The following is a 17,027-nucleotide window of genomic DNA, read 5'->3' on the forward strand; positions in this document are numbered from 1 at the left end:
TGTTCGCGGATGATCGGCTCCTGGGAATTATCGAGGCTGACTTCAGCCGATTCTATGGAGCCGATCTCCGTGACTTTTGGCGGTCAGGCTCGGGGATGACTTACCGCTGGGTTGTGAGCCATATTCGGCACCTCCCCGAAGATTCGTGGTACGTCAAGCACATCCGTCGTGAATCGGGTGACATCTGGGATCAACCAGATCACCACCGACAGGACTTGGTTGACCTACTTCAGCAGGCGGTCTACTTCCTCTCCATTGAGGCGACCAAGGATCTCAAAGGCTCCGGCATGAAGCAGGTCTTTAAAGACGCTCCTAAGCCGGCTCCTAGACCTGGGCAAGAGCAGGAGAAGCCGCGTATGTCCAGCAAGCAAGAACTACAGGAATTCTTTGGGGGTGGTCTGTAGGTGGCGGAAAATGATGGCCCTAGGGTCGGCAAGGCCCATATCGAGATCACCCCGGAGATCGACTCCGCCAAGGCCAAGAGGGAAATCAAGAAGGCTCTTGAGGGAGCTGCGAAGGAACTCGACAAGGGTATTACCAAGAGCCTCAGTGGGCTCCCTCATACGGCTGCTAAGAGCATCCGAGACTACGAGAGGACCCAGAGTCTAGCCCTGAAGGAAATCGCCCGTGAAGCCGACCGGGCTAAGAGGTTGGACGCTCAGCGCACCTCTGAGATGAAGGCTAACGCCAAGGAGCGAGACAAGCTCTTCGAGGCTGAGAAGCGAAAGATCGCTGAGTCCATGAAGGCTCAGAAGTCGCTAGCAGACCAGCGCCAGAAGGCAATGGCCGAGGTGCAGAGAGCAGAGCGCCAGGCGTACGCCGAGAACGAGCGACGGAACAAGGCTGAGCAAGCTGCGGTCCAGAAGAAGATTCAGGAGCTGACCAAGTGGGGTCAGCAGAAGCACGCTATCGAGAAGGCTGATGCCGCTGAGTCTCTGAAGATTGCTAAGCAGTCTCAGGAGGACATGGATAAGGCATTCAAGTACCGCGCAATGCGGGCAATGGGTGCTACCCCTGAAGCTGCTGCTTCCGCAGCCACCGGAAAAAACATCCGAGTTGGCGAGATGGGAACCCAGCTTACGAAGCTGAGTGGACAGGCTAAGCGCTCTGGCGCTGAGGTTGCCAAGGCTATGGACATGGCCTCTCATTCGCTCTCCCAGCTCAGCACCAGGATTGGCCTAGCGTCCTTCCAGCTTCAGCTTCTCGGTGGGTTCGCAACAACGTTCCTCACGGGACCAGTGGCGTACGCCCTTGGTGGGTTGGCCAGAGATGGCCTGAAGTTCGCTACGACGATCGGGTACGCCCGAGCAAGCATGCAGTCCCTTCTGGGGCCAGCCGAGGACGTAGAGAAGATCCTCGCTGACATTCAGAAGATGGCTATCGAGTCACCCCTGTTCAATACCGAGGACGCCATCAGCTACGCCCAGAAAATTGCCGCCGTGGGCGTCAAGGGCAAAGATGTCTATAAGACCATGAAGGCTCTAAACAACATCTTCTTGACTCAGGGTGTTGCTGGGCCTGAGCGTGCCTCTCTGGCGCTGATGGCTTATACCCAGATCCTTTCTAAGGGTGTCGTCGGAATGGACGACCTTCGCCAGCAGTTCGCGGAGCACGTTCCTGGTGGTATCCAGATTTTCGAGAAGCTAGCCAAGAGGCTGGGGTTCGAGGATATCCCAGAGCTGAACAAGGCCATGAAGGCTGGCACCGTTACAGCCATCGATCTGAACAACGCAATGATCAAGTTTGGCAATCAGCCCAAGTTCCTTGAGGGTGCGACTCAGGCAGCGCAGACCCTTGGCGGTGTGTGGCAAGCGCTCCAAGAGGATGTTCAGGCCACCATTGGTATGGCATTCGACAAGAATCGCAACGAGATCATTGCTGCCATCGAGGCCATGAAGCCAGTTGTGATGGAACTAGTGGGAATGTTCGTCAGAGCAGTCCCAACAATGATTGAGTGGTTGGGGAGGCTAGTAGGCAAGATCGTTCAAATTAGGAACGCCTATGACGCCTTGAATCCTGCCCAGAAGGATTTGCTCCACCAAGTAATCCTCCTTACTCTGGCCTCCGGCCCTGCTGCTATTGCAGTGGGTGTCTTCGGTACCGCCCTTTCTGGCGTAGCCAACTTTGCATCACTGGCGATGAAGGGTCTGTCCTTCTTCGGCTCTGCACTTCTCCCACTGGGGGGGTGGATCTCGCTTGTAGCCGTTGCGCTTGTCGTTCTTGCTACAGCTCTAGCGGTTCTCTACACCAAGTCTGAGCCTGTGCGCAAGAGCATGCTTCAGCTCTTCAACCAGGTGAAGGATGCGATCGCAAACGGCTTCCTGCCTGTCGTCGATCTGCTTATCGGATCGATCCAGTCTCTTGAGAAGACCTTCTCATTCCTTGGACTGGAAACCAAGGATCTCGCGTGGATTCTCGGCATTCTGGTTCTGCCACTGATCGCAGCAATGCAGGTCATCCTGATCGTTGTTGTTGCGATCAAGGCGTTGCAGTTCGCGATGCTCGCATTGGGCTCTGTAGCGTACGCAGTCACGCAAACCCTAGCCGCCCTTATCTGGGTGCTACAACAGCTCTTCCAAGGGCTCTCGCACCTTCCTGGGGCTACCGGGAAATACTTCGAGGGAGTGGCCGAGAGTGCCGAACGGGCACAGAAGAAGCTCGGTGGGCTTATCGATGTTACGAGCATGTGGAAGGGTCTGACAGAGGGCAACTCTAAGGCCACGGATGAATGGTCGAGCAGGCTTAACAATCTTGACCTTACCACGACTGGGCTTTCCGGAGCCTTCGGCTCGTGGAATGGGATTATCGACCAGAGCATTCAGAAGCAGATGTCCCTTGAGGACGCGATCAACAATGCTCGCACTGCAATGCAGGGTCAGGCTGCTACGGCCAGAACCCTGACCGATGCTAGTGATGCATTCAAGCAGTCTCAAATCGGATTGACGGAAGCCGTCAAGACCAACAAGCGGACTCTTGACGATCACACCCGCGCTGGACAGAACAACCGGGCCGCGCTGAAGCAAGCCGCTCAAGCATCCTTCGAGATGATGCTTCAGGATATCCGATCGGGTACTCCGATGGAGCAGGCCATCTCGCGTCACAAGAAGCGCACCAAGGCTCTGAAGGAAGAGTTCGGCCAGAACAAGGAGACCCGCAAGGAGGCTCAGAGCCTCATTAACACCTACGGCAAGGTGCCGAAGGATGTTAAGACCCTTCTGAAAATGATGGGCTATACCGACATCGCTAAGAAGATGCAGGAAATCCTTGCTGCCCAGAAGGTTGCCGCTAGACCTGGCCTCTCCTATTCCGCTGCTCTCGCCTCCGAGCGCAAGCAGTGGCAGATGGAGAAGCGTGAAGGCCTGAAGAACGGTGGTGTTGGCAAGAAGGCTGGTGGCCCCATTCGTGGGCCTGGTGGCCCGACTGGCGACAAGATCCCGATTATGGCCTCCGACCAGGAGTACATGATTAAGGCTCGGTCAGCCAACAGGCTCGGTCAGCCGGTTCTTGACTATATCAACCGCACGGGGCAACTGCCCTATCAGCAGTTCGCCCAGGGTGGTTCGGTCACCTGGCCCGTCAACCTCGATATGTCCAAGACCAAGTTCCCCGACCCCATCCTTGGTGGTCCAACTGGTCAGGGTGGTATCGGCGTAGCAACCATGATGGCAGTTCTGAGGCGTCGCTTCCCAGGGCTTCCGCTTATCTCGGGGTTCCGTGAGGGTGCAGTTACCTCCACGGGTAACCGGAGCTATCACGCCCTCGGCAGAGCCGTTGACCTGCCTCCTAGCTGGGATGTCTTCAACTGGATTGCTGCGAACTACGGCAAGAGCACGAAGGAGCTTATCTTCACTCCTGCCGGCGGACGGCAGATCAAGAATGGTATGCCACACGTGTTCTCTGGCGGGACCATTCAGCAAGATCACTATAACCACGTCCACTGGGCTTACGACAACGGCGGAAGTATCGCTCCGAATCAGCCCTTCATTAACAAGACTGGCTCGAATGAGCTGGCGTTGAATGCTGCCCAAGGTAATGCACTTGAGCAGAAGATTCGGAACTCTGATCGACCCATCTCTGTTTCCGTGTACGTCGATGGCGTCAAGCGGGACGCAGAAATCGTCTTCGAGGAGAAGACGGAAGAACTCATTCAGGCTCTGGGGGGTGTGTAATGGCTGTTGCAGTTAACGTTGCCTACAACAACTCGTACCACTCTCCCGGGTTCGATATTACCGTCACTGGCCTCGACGACTACAACCGGATCACCATCCTTCGGATTGACACCACCGGTGAGGACAGGGACACCCCTGTCCGTGGTGGGGATAATGTCTCCATCGTCAGTGACGATGACTTCGCTATCACGGACTTCGAGGCACCGATCGGCAAGAGCTATATCTATAGGGTTACTGCCGATGGAGTAGCCACCACTGACAGCACTAAGACGGACCCCTTCAGTCGGACCACCTCGTCCGGCTGGGGGGCGTCCAGCTCTGGACTGAGCTGGACGGTCAAAGCCGGCACAGCGGCTAATGCTTCCACCAATGGCAGTATTGCTCAGGCGTCCATCACGGCGAACAACGATCCCTTGACGATGACGCTAGATCCAGTGCTCTCTGACTTCGATGTGTACTTCGATGCGTCTTCGAGCGTACTCACGACCGGTGCTCAGATTGTCGCTGGGTTCGTTTATGGCTATCAGGATGAGTCGAATTTCTACCGCGTTGAGGTCCGGTTTATGCCGGACAACAGCATAGACGTTTTGATTCGTCGTCAGGTTTCTGGCACCCTGATTAACCTCGCGGTGCACAACGACGTTGTTACGAGCTGGTTAGCCGGCTCCTGGTGGACCATCAGGGTTAAGCGCACCTCGGGTGCTACCCAGGTGAAGGTATGGCCCCAGGGAGGCTCTGAGCCTGCTATGTGGTGGGTTGAGTCAACCGTCGACACCACGTTTCCTACGGGACTCATTGGGCTTCAAGCGTTCACCGGTGGAGCCAACAGCAACACTAAGCCTTTCTTCCTGAACTTCGATAACGTTCAACTCCCAGGGTCGGGGGGAACATCGCTGGTCACCTCTACGGTTTCCAGCACCCCGACTGTTCCGATTTACGTGAGCAACCCCGGAACCGCTTGGCTCAAATCGGTCGGTCAGCCGGCGCTCAGCCGGCGCGTCAACATCGTAGATTTTGATGAGGTCAGCCGCCCCGGGCGAATCCTCGGGGAATACGAAGTCCTGGGTAGACCCAACAAGATCGTCCTAAGGGACGTAATTGGTGGGCGCGAGGGAACGATTTCCCTCGCCACGTTCCAGCTCGGTGGACTCTGGGAGTCAGACTCCAAGAGTAGAGAGCTACGAGAACTGTTGCAGTTCGGTGGAACACTGCTGCTGCAAACTGCCGGACACCAGCTAACCGGCGAAGACGATATGTATTTCGAGGTCAAGGATTTCGACCGCAAGCGCATCGGCGCAATTGGTGGAGAGCTGGTCCACCTTCATTCGATCAGCTTCATCGAGGTAGACAAGCCTGCTACGACGCAGGAGTCGCTGTCGCTTCGCTCTTGGGCCGATGTTTCTGAGCAGAATGAAACGTGGGCTGACGTACTCACCAACCATTCAACGTGGCTGGACCTCCTTCAGCGTAACTTGTGAGGATAGATGTACTCGCCACTGTCCACAAACTTCCACCGGCGTGTCCGAGAATCCGGCGTCAGGAAGACTGTTGCTGATGTCTACTACGACGGAAAGCTTGTTGCCGCAGACCTTAATGTCAGCGGAGGGGCAATCCGAGTTGAACTCGGTGGCCAAGTCCGGAGGTCGGGCAACGTAACTATTGCCGACCTCCGGCTTGTGCCGACGCTTGATGAAGCGCTGTCTCCTCAGGGAACAGAGATCCTTATCCGCCAAGGTGTCGTATACCCAAATGGCGAGGAAGAGCTTGTTCCCCTTGGAGTCTTTCAACTTGAGATCACCGAGTGGAGCGAGATCGACCGGGCACCCCGGATTCAGATATACGACCGATCTCGCGTCATGAGTCAGTCTGCCCTATCGAATATCGTCTCCCGCTCAGGGCGGGGGGCGATGTCTGTTGTCATCGAGTTCCTTGAATGGTTCTATCCCAGTCTCGCCCCGATCAGTCCGGGGGCTCTTTTCGATCCCGGTCTGACCAACTACGGACTACCAGGAGGTCACACCTTTGAGCAAGGTGACTACTGGTCCGCCATTCAGGATCTCTGCCGGAACATGGGTGGCGATCTGCACTTCGATACAGAGGGTCAACCCAGGTGCAAGCTCATCGAGCCATTGGACTCTCAGCGTCCCCCAGTAGAAACGATCAACGCTGGACTAGATGGCGTCCTAGTGGACGCAACACATTCATTCAGTCGGGAGGGCGTCTACAACGCCGTCACCGTAATCGGTGCTGCCCAGGAGGAAGCAAAGACTCCCAGCGCCGTGGCCTACAACCTCGATGGCAGTTCGCCTCTCCGCTGGGGCGGTCCATTCGGCCGAGTGATGCAAGTCATTAATGACACCTCGTTGACAAGCACTGCACAGTGCTACAACCGAGCTAGAACTGAACTTGCTCGCTATGTGGGATTGGGCTATTCACTCGACTTCTCCTCGATCCCAAACCCCGCTCTTGACGTTGGGGACTTCGTGAAGTTCGTCTACCTCGACGGTAGAGCTGAGATTCACCAGCTAGAGACCTTATCCATTCCTCTTGGGCCCGGCAGTTTTACTGGCACCTCAAAGGGGACCTTCTACAATGGATAAAATCAATCGCCTAGCCAAAGCGATCAAGGGCCGACCTGCTAGGCCGCAGTTTGTCTACGGAGTGTGGATTGCCGCTGAAGCGGCCGACGCAGACCTTTCCCAGGTGAAGATCCCCGGGGGCAACTTCGATGGCAGTGACACCATTCTTCGGTTTGTTCCTAAGGGTGCTCATGTCACTGGGTTGACAACTTCCTCGACCGTACTTTGTGCGGGTAGTCCGTTGTGCATTATCGCAAGAGTCACGGGTGATATCTCCCTGGCCAACCTACCTTAAGGAGAGTCCTCTTGGCTACCAATAGTCCTATCGCAAATCTTCCAATTCCGGAGACTGGTGATCCTCCGAATGGCCCGGCTGCCTTCTCTGGGCTGGCAGTGGCGCTTGACACCTTGGTAATCCCGAGGTTCGCTAGCGCTTCAGCTCGTGACCTGAAGATTCCAGCCCCTACTGATGGACAGCATGCATTCTTAACTGATTCTCACGCCCTGACCGTTTATAAGGCTGACATCGGTGAATGGACCCCCTACAGCTACGCCCGAGCACCAGAGATTAGCCGCATTGCCACTAGCGGCACTTGGACTAAGCCAAACGGCGCACGTTCAGTGTGGGTCCGCATCGTGGGTGGTGGCGGTGGTGGTGGCGGAGCTGCTGGCGGTGGCTCCTTTAATGCGTGTGGTGCCTCTGGTGGAGCCGGAGGGTACGCAGAGAGCTGGTACAGCGCTGCCGACCTGCCTAGCAGTGTTGCCGTCACGATCGGTGCCGGAGGCACCGCCTCTAGTGCCGCCTCTGGCGGTGATGGAGGCGCTACCGCTTTTGGGTCGTACATGACCGCCAACGGCGGTACAGGTGGTTCCGCTGGCACGAACACAGCTACGACCTCTACGGCATCGCGAGGTATCGGTGGTACTGCCACCGGTGGAAACATTGTCAATGTTGCTGGCGCGTCCGGTATGGCCGGACAGGTGTTGAGCAATTCCTTCACGTACTACCAGCAGGGTGGGTCTACGCCCTTTGGACAGGGCGGTCCGCCAGCATTCAGCACCACGAGCAATGGTGGTGCTGGGTCCGGATACGGCGCTGGCGGTGGTAATGCTATCGCCTCCGCCACTAACCGTGCCGGTGGTGCCGGGACGCCGGGGCTGGTAATCGTAGTTACCTTTTTCTAGGACAGCCATTGTCTACCGAAACCGTCGCCATCGTAGTTGCAGTTCTCACGACTCTCGGAGGTGGCTGGTCGTATCTCGGCCAGCGCAAAACCGCCAGGGAAAACAGAGAGTTGCAGAAACAACAGGTCGAAGCTCAGGCATACGAGAAGGCTCGGATGCATTATGACGCAATCATTGACGACCTGACTCAACATATCGCCTGGCTTAAGCAGGAGCTTGCCTCTGCAACAGAGGAGAATGCTCGCCTTAAAGAGCGCATTATCGCTCTTGAAAAGACCGTTGAAGCACTTAAGTCAGCGAACGTAATTGTGATCGAGCCCCCGAAGGGGGGCCGGTAAGGAGGAATGATGGTACTTTCCCCGTACGCCAAGGCTGTTGTTACAGCCGTTGGTGGTGTCGCTGTCGCGCTCACTCCAGTTGTCGCTGACAACGTGTTTGACGCCTCGGAGACCCAGGGAGTTGTGTCCGCCCTGGTCACTGCTGCGCTGACTGTCTATGGCGTATACAAGGTTCGGAACACCAAGGATGCGAACGTGGTCTAGGAGGTGATCCTAGTCTAGGTACACAGAAGGCCCCCAGGACGCTCTGAGAGCGATTCTGGGGGCCGTTTCTGCGTTACTGGTGCTACCGGGTACCGTTAGCCTCTACAACCTTCCTGAATGCCTCTTGAACGTCCTCAAGAGTGCGCTCGGGGACATCGTTCCAGGCGGCTACAGCCCAGTAGCCCCGGATTCCGTATGTGTTCTCGATGCCGTTGACCCGAACGAACTCGTCGAATGCCAGCGGAATTCGATCGTCAAAATGGGTGTTATACATCATGTTCGGCCGCCCAGTGATAGCCCAGGCGATCATGCCGCCCGCGCACATGCAGCCATCAGAACCGACCGCGAACGCCTGCGTCCACTCACCCGACAGAGCCTTCTCGTAGGCCCTCTGTCGCCAATCCTGAATCTCGATGTCAGTCACTTGCTGCTAACCTCCACGTCCAGAGCCCGAAGCTTGTCGATGACGAGCTGCTGAGCGCTGGCGGGGTCAGGGATCGAGTGAACCAGCGCGTCATTCCAACGCCACACTCGCCAGTAAGAATCCAACCCTTCCCCCCGAGGCACCCCCACGAAGTCAGCGAACTCGTGGAGAGCTGCGTCCAGCTCTTCAGGCTTGTCGGTCCCCTCCATGTCGAATGCGTTTCCGGTGATCACTTTCGCGATAGCACCACCAGCGCAGTAGCAGCCGTACGTATTCTTTGGGCTACCCGCCGTCCAGCCGTTCTCTTCGATCAGGTCAGCAGCCTTGCCGTAGACGGTACTCACTTGCCCTCCTTCGAGCTGGTCATTCCCCGGAAGATTCCCGCGATAGCGTTCAACACCAGAACCACGATGAACATCTGCCAGAAGCCGTACGCCGGAATGCTACTGTCGACGTCATGGTGCACTGCGCCAATTAGGAGCATCAACCACCATGCCTCCACGGCGACCACAGCCGGCGCGAGAAGGATCAGCGCCAGGCACCCACCGACGATTGCGCCGCCATCACTCTTGGCCATCTTTAGTTATCTCCTTCGAGGTTCATGTTCTGCATGCTGTTGGGGGCAAGCTTCTGCATCTCTGCGAGCACCAGCGAAGCGAACTCCCGAATCTCTGCGTCAGCAGCCGGCGATAGCCGCTGCTCAATGATGTTGCGCCAGGCTCGGATAGAGCCAGTGACATAGAACCGTGTCTCCGTGGACTCCGGGAGGAAGGCTCGCGCTGCTCCACGAGCCTCCTTGACCGTGTGCCCCAGGGCGCGAAGCTCCTGGTAGGTTTCGTCGTAGCGGAGCTGGGAGGTAAAAAAATGCTCCCGCAGCCTCGCGGTGTGAGACCCCGTGAAGATCGGAGGAATTACAACCCCGATATCACTCGCCACGCCGTGGTCGACATACCGCTGACTGAGCACCGAGAAGTTGATGCTGTAGCGCTGCTGGTGCCGTTCCAGCTCCAGGAGCAGAGCCCGGGAGACACCCTCGACGTACAGAGTCACGTGCCCATGACCGACCACCGAGAGGTGGTCAATCTCAGTGATGTGACCGAGGTACGTCTTGTTGGTGTTTGTGGCCGGATTCGGACGGTTCTCCGAGAGGTAGCACTTCCGGCCAGCAGCCTCGTGGAGTTCATCGATGTGAGTGGGGATGGAGTCCCACCAACTATCCCACTCCTCGGCAGAGTCAAACGATGGCTCTGCGTCATGATGCATGACGTATCCGGCTTCCCGAAGTTCCCCGAAATGAACCTGCGTACTGGCGACGGCAAGAACCTTCATGGTCATATTCAGTTGTCTCGCTCTCTCAGTCTCGGAGGCTTCGGATCTTCCACTTCAGTTCGTAGAGCAGCCACGGAATGCTGAGCTTCCTTGAGTGGTAGGGAAGCACCAGGACGTTGCAGCTACCGCAAGGCCAGAACTTCCAAGCCCACCATGGATCGGCGTAGTCAACTTGAATGCGGCCGTCATTACACCGCTTCACCTTGGCCCACTTGGGGCCTCCCCCGACCCAGCCAGGGCATCGATGGAACTTGTCGTAGCAAGGTCTACTCAGCCGGCGCACAGCACCCCCTCAGGCTACTCGGTTGATCCAGCTAAGATCCTCGGGAACCGTGGTAGCGAACTGGTCCTTCGGGGGAATCAGGGAGGCAGGGTAGAACTCCACGACACCAGCAAACATGGCGAGTACAGCTTCACCCTGAAAGAACGTGAGAGTGAGAAGCGACATCTCCCCGTCGCTGGTCTTAACCACGCTTGGTAAGACCTCCATCGACACGCCCTCGGGAACCTCGAAGTTCCGATTCTGCCCGTAGCTCTTGATGACGTACCTCATCGAAGCGGACGACCTTTCCAGTAGTTGACGAGACCAGTTTCGAGATTGTTCGCCTGAGCAATGCTGATGATTTTCATTCCGTACTTCTCCGCAGCGTTCACCACCAGCATCCCGAAATCAGGATCACTGCCATCCGGCTCTACGATGCACTCGGGGACTGCGTACTGGACCCGAGCGCCGGAGGCGGAAGCCTTGACGTGTCCATAGCCCAGGACGCTCCCGCAGACGTACCGATGCGGAATGGAAGCAATGTCGCTCCATGCAATCGGTAGGTGGTAAAGCTCCCCCGTTTGGCTTTTCGCCCACCACCTTGGCTCAGCAGTGCGGAGGCCATCAACCGTACTGAAACCGTAGAAGCCAGAGTCCTCACCTGCGTCTCCACCGGAGACCAAAGAAGCATTCTCTCCTGACTGCCAGGTGTACTTGGCAATCATCGCCCGAAGAGAGCCATCGGGGAACAGCTTCCATGTACGCCAGAGGCGAATTGCGCCAGGGAGCTTGTCCAGAGAGGCGACATGCTCTCGGTAGGCTTCCCGCTTCTCCTGCTCGAAGATAGCCCTTGCCTCAGCCATCGCTTCGAAGATGCCGGGAATCCGGGAATCGACCCCTCCTATGTCGTCGCAGACCGAGCAACCCACGCCGTTGCATCCCCTACAGGTTATGACGTAATAAGGGTCCAGGGCCAGTTTAGGACCCTTCAAAGCGAAGAGGTTGCTTACACAGCCGCTGCCATAGCGACACCCAAAGCACATGCACACATCAGCTCCCTGCGGGCGTGAGTTCTCGATCCGGGGCTTCCTCTCCGCTACGCGATGGGCCGACGTGCTCCGGAGCCTCCATGGGAACTTCCAGCGGGACAACCTCGAACTCCTTAATGATCTCGCCAATGTTGGCCATGGCTACTGCCTACCTTTCGCGTAGCTACCGACTTTCATAACGCCAAGTATGCAAGCTCAGATCAGGGCATGCAAGTGAGCTAGGTCACACGCGAGCTGGGCCTTAGCTCCGGTCTTCGGACGGGACCACAGAGATACCGGGTCGTAGCCGTAGTGCCTGGTCAGAGCTGGTGAGTCATAGCCCCGCCAGAACCTGAGGTAGACGTACTCCCGCTTGCTGGGGCTCAGACGGTTGATCGCGGCCACCAGCTCAGGAGTGTGGTATGACAGGTCAGAGCCTTGGGGTTGAGCGGTCAGACGCCCCCACAGGGGGGCCTCTCCGTCGACGGGCACCAGAGCCACCTTGGAGGAGTGACCAGCCCGGGGCTTCCCGAGCCGGTCCCCACGGCTGTAACAGTCCCTAAGCCTCTGTCGCGCGTCCGCTTTCAGGTGGGTATCCGTCGACTCAGGCTTCTTGTCTAGGAGCCGCCACATGGCCACCCAAGCCTCCTGTGCGTACTCCTCCGTCAAATCCGGATCACCCCCGGCATAGCTCTTAGCCACGGTGTAGCACCATGGCTTAAGTTCCTTGAGCTTCGCTTCCGGGGTCATTATCAAGAATCTCCTTGAGGGAATCGTAAAGAGAGAGGAGCCTACGGCCCGCATCGGGGCCGTAGGCGTTAATCCTCACTCGATAGGGATCGGGGATCTCTATCTCTTCAAGCAGCTCCCTCAGAATTGAGGGATCAATCAACGTTCCTGAACTCCACAGCGCTAGCGGCGAACTCGATGGTTACCCTGACCTCATCCACCCCATAGAACTTCGCTTCGACGTTCCACACCTCAACGGGAAGCTCATTCTCTCCGACGAAGACTCGATAGTCGTAGTCTTCGGTGGGAATTACAGAAACCTTCGGGTGCTGGTGCTCACTCATAGGTGCCTCCGATCATGTGCTGCGCACGGGTGTTGGTCATTGCTCGCCTCGGATGCCCAGGGCGAGGATAGGTGTTCAGGATGTCCACCAGCTTTTCAACAGCTCGATTGCACCGACGCCTCTCGGTGGCGTTCAACTCATCCTTCAGACCAAACCTCCGAAAGATCACCTGCTTGTCCTCAACCGTCAGTTGCGACCAGGCCCATTTGATGTCGGACTGCAAATCGAGTTGATCGGCCGATGGCTTACTTGACTCAGCGTCCTCAGGAACTTCCGTCTCAGGCCAACGTTCGTAATCGAAGGTCTGCTCAAGGATGTTCTTAACATCCTCAGTTCGATAGGCGTACTGCACCGAGATGTGCAATGCTTCGCTGCGAAGCTTCAGAGCGTACACCTTAGCAATCTTCCAGAGAGCCGAGGTGACACCTGCGTTATCCGGATGCTTGAACTTCTCCCGATGCTGAAGGATTGTCAGGTAGAGATGCTGAGAGATGTCCTCCCAATCGACACAAGGGAAATCCTTGGCGACCGAAGTAGAAATCTTCAGGATCAGATCATCGAAGACTTCGATGGCGGAGAGTTCTTTCACCAACCCGTAGCCTCCGCATCCTCAGTCACCTCGGTAGCGTCGCGGTAGTTGAGGTCTTCAAGGCCCTGAAGCAGGCCGCTGGCACGAAGCTTGTTGAATTCCTTCCAAGCTTCAGCCTTGTTCTCAGCCTCGATCAGGGCTGAGTAGTACACGAAGCGCTCTTCGTACATGTCGTAAACCGGCATTACTTCTCCCCCACGTAATCAACAGCAGTGAGCCGCTTCCGTCGATAATCCTGCATTGCAAGGAGCGCAGCCTTAGCCTGCTCACGCTTTACGGTGCTTAGCCACGGCCAAACACATGCGACAACGAACTGAACACCCTCATAGTTCTCGATGCTCCATCCGTACTGAGGCCGAGAGTTCTTATTCAGCCTTTCGTATGGCCCTCGTACGTTTCCACCGACATTTCGCTGTAGCCGCTCTAAAACCTCGCGGTCCGCTTGTGTCGCAGATGCCACGACTCGGCGATATTTGCCACCCGAGGTGGCGTAGCAGCCGAAGGAGCCCTCTCCATCAAGAAAGCCTGCGCACCAAGCCAGCTCTTCTTTATCAATATTCAGTTTTAGACTCCTTGGATGGTTACTCCGCTATCCCTCTTGCTAGATCGTGACCACCGGCCACAATTGCGGCAGACGAAGCGCTGATACTTTCCTGCGGCTGTGTAGGCGTGCCCCTCCTTGCGGAGGTCAGTGCTACCGCAGTTCGGGCAGCCCTGGTCGAGCTGATAGAGGTTCCGGTTCGGGTGGTTGTCGATCCACGGCAACAGCCGGTCGTAGACCTCTTCCAGAACCGTCACGTCCCTACGGTTGTACTTCTCGAAAGTGGCCCAAGCCTCAGGATCGTTCTGCATCACCCCAACCCAGGTAGCGAACCCCCCGGTCTCCTCCTTACCACCCAACTTCAGCAGTTGATCGGAGACATACTGAAGCTTGTTACTCGGAAGCCGGAACTTCTTGGAGACAACCTGCTTCAGGTCGATATGCTTGAACGGCGACGGAGGAGGCATGTCCTCCTGAAGGAACTCCTGCATCAGAATCGGGATGTCAAAGGACTTGCCGTTGTAGTGAACAACTGCGTCAGCCTCATCGAGCATATTCCATGCCATACTAAGCATCCCAGGCTTGCCAGGACGATGCAGTCCGTAGAAGAACGTGTTCTCTTTGCCATACCACTTCGCAGCAAAGCACAGCATGTAGCTCGGAGCAACAAGCATTGGCAGGGGAATATCCTGCTTCCACAAGCCCCAGACGTACGCCAGATTTGGCGCAGTCTCGATGTCAATTAGCAGAGTCTTCAATGGCGCTCCAATCGTAGAGGTCATGAAGAGTCGTCCCCTCGTTACGCATCAGACCCATGATGTTGAATACCGCTGCTGCGAGGTGGTCCTCATCTCGCTCACCTCGGCGGTATGCCTCAACGTGACGCATCAGCGAAGCCAGGTAGTTGCTGCTCGGGATACCCCTAGTCCAGTTGTGCTCTCCGTAGTGCTCAGCGCCCTTGCGAAGCTGCTCAGCAAGCCGGTAATTGAACCCAGGATCGATCAGGTCGTACCGGGGCTTGTTCGGGTCAGCATCCCGCATAGCGCCACTGGGAAACAGCTTCTGACCCGAAGACTTGACTCGATACTCAGGATCAACCTCGAAGGCACCCATAACGGTAGGGGTGTCGTACTGAATGTTCCTAGCGCCATCCTGGGGCCACTGGGGCGCATCGGTGGTGTATCCCGCCACCCGCCAACCTTTCCACGGGCCATCCTGAACCACCGGATAGTCTTCCTCGGCCCGAGACCACTCAGCCTCTTCCCGAGTCCTTCGGTCGTATTCAGCCCAGACGCCGTTGTACCTGTCGTCACTCATCGTCCTCGTCCTTATCGTCCTCGACGTAAAGACCAGCCTCCGTAGCAATCCCCCGAGCAATCAGCTCAGCCGAAGTCAGGGACATCATCGTGACTGCATCAGCGATCTCGTCGTATCGCTCCGCGATATCCCGGTGGGACTCCGCCATCTCCCGGAGTTCACGAACCTTCCGGCGACTGAACTCGACGATCGCGCCATTGAGAGCGAAAATCTCGTCGTAGTTGTCCTGAACAGTCGGGCTGTCGTCGTTCACAGGTAGTCCTTGAAGGCATAGGGGTTATTGAGGATTTCCCAGACGGCTTTCATCGTCTGCTCATACACCTGAGGGTCTTCGCCATCCTCGTTGAGGTCGTCCTCCAAGACACTTTCGGCGGCAGCAAGGATCCTGATCCATGCCTCGTCGTAATAGTTCACGTCACTATTCACTTGTCTGCTCCCACGAACTCTCGAAGGGCGTCTCTGCCGTACTTCTGCCAGAAGTCATTTACGTCATCATCTGGCATTACTACAATCTTAACCAACTCAAGGTCAGCTCGGATGGCCTTGGCGAGCTGTTCTCCGGCTTCTCCGGAATCGGCTAGAACGATAACCTCTCGATAGCGGAAGAGACGCCAATAGCTCTTCTTCCAGTTCTTTGCTCCTGGCACTCCGACACACGGCAAACCGGCCATCCACGCAGTGATGCAGTCGAATTCGCCTTCGGTGATGTAGACCGTTTGCGAATCACTCCGGAGAGCCAGGGTGTTATACAACCTGGTGGAATCGCCAGCCGACCCGAGATATTTATGGCTCCCGGGGTTGGCTTCCAGAGACCTGAACCGAATCTGAGTCGGACCTGAGTAGCTGAGGTACGGGATACTGATCCGCCGGTGAGGATCACCCAGCCGGGGGGAGTCTCCTGTGTACCCGAGCTTGAAATGGTTTATGGCCTCGCTCGTAAGCTGCCTTTCCTCCGTTAGGTATGCGTGGACCTCGCTTCCCTCGGGAGTCAGGAGCTTGCTGTGATATTCGTTGGACGCTTGTGTTAGTGATTCTCTCGTAGAATCCGATGGCACCAGCGACATCCAACCTCTCTTTCCACATGATCAGACTGATCGTGTCGCCTTTGGCGTCACATGCCTGGCAGCGGTATGCGTTATCTCTCGTGCTGACCCGACCGCTGGCCTTCCGGTCTCCGTGGAATACACACCTGACCGTGTGCCACCCGTGATCGGGCTTAACGTCATCGAAGCCGTAGTGTTCTAGGAGTGGAAGGATCGGCATTCCCTCGGAGAGGCCCATTCAGCCCCGCATCAGTCTCATCCAGAAATCGACCGCTTCTTGACGCTCGTAGACCCTGAGCTTGGGAGCGGGGTCGATAACCCCGAGATAAACCCTCTTGCCGGGAGCCCCGGCGCGGGGGTCCTGCCACTTCCTACGCCACAGAACGTTGATAACCATCGTGGCATCCGAACCCTCTTCGTAACAGGTGCCTTCGCCACAACCCCAAGATTCCGTGGCGTCGAACCACTCAGTACGAATCTCGATCCTGTCCTCTGGCCCCATTACCTCATTAGGAAAGGCGATGTGAAACGCCTCCTCCTCTAAGGCTTTACGCCAGGTCACAGCTCCTCCATATTCAGAGCAGGCCAGGAGTGACCAACAGAGCCGTCTTCGTTCATAATCGTGACTTCACCCATGTCGGTCACAAACATCAAGGTGCCTTCGTGGGTCACCCTGGGGGAGTCATTCAGGGTAACCCTGACTCGCTTGCCGACGAGAGCCTTCATCTCATCCCAGGTCTTCACTCTTCGCCCCAATCGATATCATCATCGGCCTTGATTTCGATGCGATCCACGTCTCCGTCGTGGTCAAGCCAGAGCCGGTAGCAAAGTTCCGTGTACGGGATCGGATACCAAACGCCTTCGTCTGCCATCGACAGATCAAGCTCTACAGTTCGATTGGGCCAGTGCCGGAACTGGATCATCTACGCCTCTTTCTCGGTGCTCG

24 protein-coding genes and 1 pseudogene are annotated in these 17,027 nt (G+C 56.7%); 6 read left to right on the forward strand and 19 right to left on the reverse strand.

Annotated features, from left to right (window positions below):
* The first annotated feature begins 95 nt into the window (after positions 1–95).
* The 6 genes from SM450_RS09585 (at position 96) to SM450_RS09610 (ending at position 8,271) form a co-directional block, all read left to right on the forward strand.
* Positions 96–404, forward strand: coding sequence for a hypothetical protein (locus SM450_RS09585; RefSeq protein ID WP_474619340.1), 309 nt, complete (start codon positions 96–98; stop codon positions 402–404).
* The gene (locus tag SM450_RS09590; RefSeq protein ID WP_474619341.1) at positions 405–4,169 is read left to right on the forward strand and encodes a tape measure protein; all 3,765 of its coding nucleotides are present in this window, start codon (positions 405–407) and stop codon (positions 4,167–4,169) included.
* Positions 4,169–5,647, forward strand: coding sequence for a hypothetical protein (locus SM450_RS09595; RefSeq protein ID WP_474619342.1), 1,479 nt, complete (start codon positions 4,169–4,171; stop codon positions 5,645–5,647). Before SM450_RS09590 ends, SM450_RS09595 begins: the two co-directional genes overlap by 1 nt.
* A 6-nt stretch (positions 5,648–5,653) precedes the next feature.
* Positions 5,654–6,769, forward strand: coding sequence for a DUF5047 domain-containing protein (locus SM450_RS09600; protein ID WP_474619343.1), 1,116 nt, complete (start codon positions 5,654–5,656; stop codon positions 6,767–6,769).
* A 372-nt stretch (positions 6,770–7,141) separates the two neighbouring features.
* Entirely contained in the window at positions 7,142–7,933 is a 792-nt protein-coding gene (locus tag SM450_RS09605; protein ID WP_474619641.1) for a glycine-rich domain-containing protein, read from the forward strand.
* An 8-nt stretch (positions 7,934–7,941) separates the two neighbouring features.
* Entirely contained in the window at positions 7,942–8,271 is a 330-nt protein-coding gene (locus SM450_RS09610) for a hypothetical protein (protein WP_474619344.1), read from the forward strand.
* A gap of 286 nt (positions 8,272–8,557) precedes the next feature.
* Here the strand turns inward: SM450_RS09610 and SM450_RS09615 are convergent, their stop codons facing one another.
* The 19 genes and pseudogenes from SM450_RS09615 to SM450_RS09705 all read right to left on the reverse strand — a co-directional run bounded on the left by SM450_RS09615 (position 8,558) and on the right by SM450_RS09705 (position 17,004).
* Positions 8,558–8,899, reverse strand: coding sequence for a DUF6197 family protein (locus tag SM450_RS09615; protein ID WP_474619345.1), 342 nt, complete (start codon positions 8,897–8,899; stop codon positions 8,558–8,560).
* Positions 8,896–9,243 carry a DUF6197 family protein gene (locus tag SM450_RS09620; protein ID WP_474619346.1) on the reverse strand — a complete coding sequence of 116 codons (348 nt, stop codon included), beginning with the start codon at positions 9,241–9,243 and terminating at the stop codon, positions 8,896–8,898. Before SM450_RS09620 ends, SM450_RS09615 begins: the two co-directional genes overlap by 4 nt.
* Entirely contained in the window at positions 9,240–9,476 is a 237-nt protein-coding gene (locus tag SM450_RS09625) for a hypothetical protein (protein WP_474619347.1), read from the reverse strand. The genes SM450_RS09620 and SM450_RS09625 overlap by 4 nt, the downstream gene beginning before the upstream one ends.
* Before the next feature lie 2 nt (positions 9,477–9,478).
* Positions 9,479–10,234 (reverse strand): FAD-dependent thymidylate synthase, encoded by a 756-nt coding sequence (thyX, locus tag SM450_RS09630; protein WP_474619348.1) that lies wholly within the window; start codon positions 10,232–10,234, stop codon positions 9,479–9,481.
* Between the two features lie 286 nt (positions 10,235–10,520).
* Complete coding sequence (locus SM450_RS09635; protein WP_474619349.1) at positions 10,521–10,781, reverse strand: hypothetical protein; 261 nt, start codon at positions 10,779–10,781, stop codon at positions 10,521–10,523.
* Positions 10,778–11,419, reverse strand: a complete 642-nt coding sequence (locus SM450_RS09640; protein WP_474619350.1) for a hypothetical protein — start codon at positions 11,417–11,419, stop codon at positions 10,778–10,780. The genes SM450_RS09635 and SM450_RS09640 overlap by 4 nt, the downstream gene beginning before the upstream one ends.
* Positions 11,420–11,734: 315 nt before the next feature.
* The gene (locus SM450_RS09645; protein WP_474619351.1) at positions 11,735–12,268 is read right to left on the reverse strand and encodes an RNA polymerase sigma factor; all 534 of its coding nucleotides are present in this window, start codon (positions 12,266–12,268) and stop codon (positions 11,735–11,737) included.
* A gap of 134 nt (positions 12,269–12,402) precedes the next feature.
* Positions 12,403–12,591 (reverse strand): hypothetical protein, encoded by a 189-nt coding sequence (locus SM450_RS09650; protein WP_474619352.1) that lies wholly within the window; start codon positions 12,589–12,591, stop codon positions 12,403–12,405.
* Positions 12,584–13,180, reverse strand: a complete 597-nt coding sequence (locus SM450_RS09655) for a hypothetical protein (RefSeq protein WP_474619353.1) — start codon at positions 13,178–13,180, stop codon at positions 12,584–12,586. Before SM450_RS09655 ends, SM450_RS09650 begins: the two co-directional genes overlap by 8 nt.
* A complete protein-coding gene (locus tag SM450_RS09660; RefSeq protein ID WP_474619354.1) occupies positions 13,177–13,365 on the reverse strand; it encodes a hypothetical protein in 189 nt (62 codons plus the stop codon). The genes SM450_RS09655 and SM450_RS09660 overlap by 4 nt, the downstream gene beginning before the upstream one ends.
* A gap of 379 nt (positions 13,366–13,744) precedes the next feature.
* A complete protein-coding gene (locus SM450_RS09665; protein WP_474619355.1) occupies positions 13,745–14,479 on the reverse strand; it encodes a ribonuclease H-like domain-containing protein in 735 nt (244 codons plus the stop codon).
* Complete coding sequence (locus tag SM450_RS09670; RefSeq protein ID WP_474619356.1) at positions 14,460–15,038, reverse strand: dATP/dGTP diphosphohydrolase domain-containing protein; 579 nt, start codon at positions 15,036–15,038, stop codon at positions 14,460–14,462. The genes SM450_RS09665 and SM450_RS09670 overlap by 20 nt, the downstream gene beginning before the upstream one ends.
* Entirely contained in the window at positions 15,031–15,291 is a 261-nt protein-coding gene (locus tag SM450_RS09675) for a hypothetical protein (protein ID WP_474619357.1), read from the reverse strand. The genes SM450_RS09670 and SM450_RS09675 overlap by 8 nt, the downstream gene beginning before the upstream one ends.
* Positions 15,288–15,452 (reverse strand): hypothetical protein, encoded by a 165-nt coding sequence (locus SM450_RS09680; protein ID WP_474619358.1) that lies wholly within the window; start codon positions 15,450–15,452, stop codon positions 15,288–15,290. The genes SM450_RS09675 and SM450_RS09680 overlap by 4 nt, the downstream gene beginning before the upstream one ends.
* 8 nt (positions 15,453–15,460) lie before the next feature.
* Positions 15,461–16,102, reverse strand: coding sequence for a toprim domain-containing protein (locus tag SM450_RS09685; protein ID WP_474619359.1), 642 nt, complete (start codon positions 16,100–16,102; stop codon positions 15,461–15,463).
* A 13-nt stretch (positions 16,103–16,115) separates the two neighbouring features.
* Positions 16,116–16,319: pseudogene (locus tag SM450_RS09690) on the reverse strand (CHC2 zinc finger domain-containing protein); the annotation flags it as partial.
* Complete coding sequence (locus tag SM450_RS09695; protein ID WP_474619360.1) at positions 16,320–16,643, reverse strand: hypothetical protein; 324 nt, start codon at positions 16,641–16,643, stop codon at positions 16,320–16,322.
* Positions 16,640–16,825 (reverse strand): hypothetical protein, encoded by a 186-nt coding sequence (locus tag SM450_RS09700; protein WP_474619361.1) that lies wholly within the window; start codon positions 16,823–16,825, stop codon positions 16,640–16,642. The genes SM450_RS09695 and SM450_RS09700 overlap by 4 nt, the downstream gene beginning before the upstream one ends.
* Positions 16,822–17,004, reverse strand: a complete 183-nt coding sequence (locus SM450_RS09705) for a hypothetical protein (RefSeq protein WP_474619362.1) — start codon at positions 17,002–17,004, stop codon at positions 16,822–16,824. The genes SM450_RS09700 and SM450_RS09705 overlap by 4 nt, the downstream gene beginning before the upstream one ends.
* Between the last annotated feature and the right edge of the window lie 23 nt (positions 17,005–17,027).

This window comes from Micromonospora marincola, assembly GCF_056150385.1.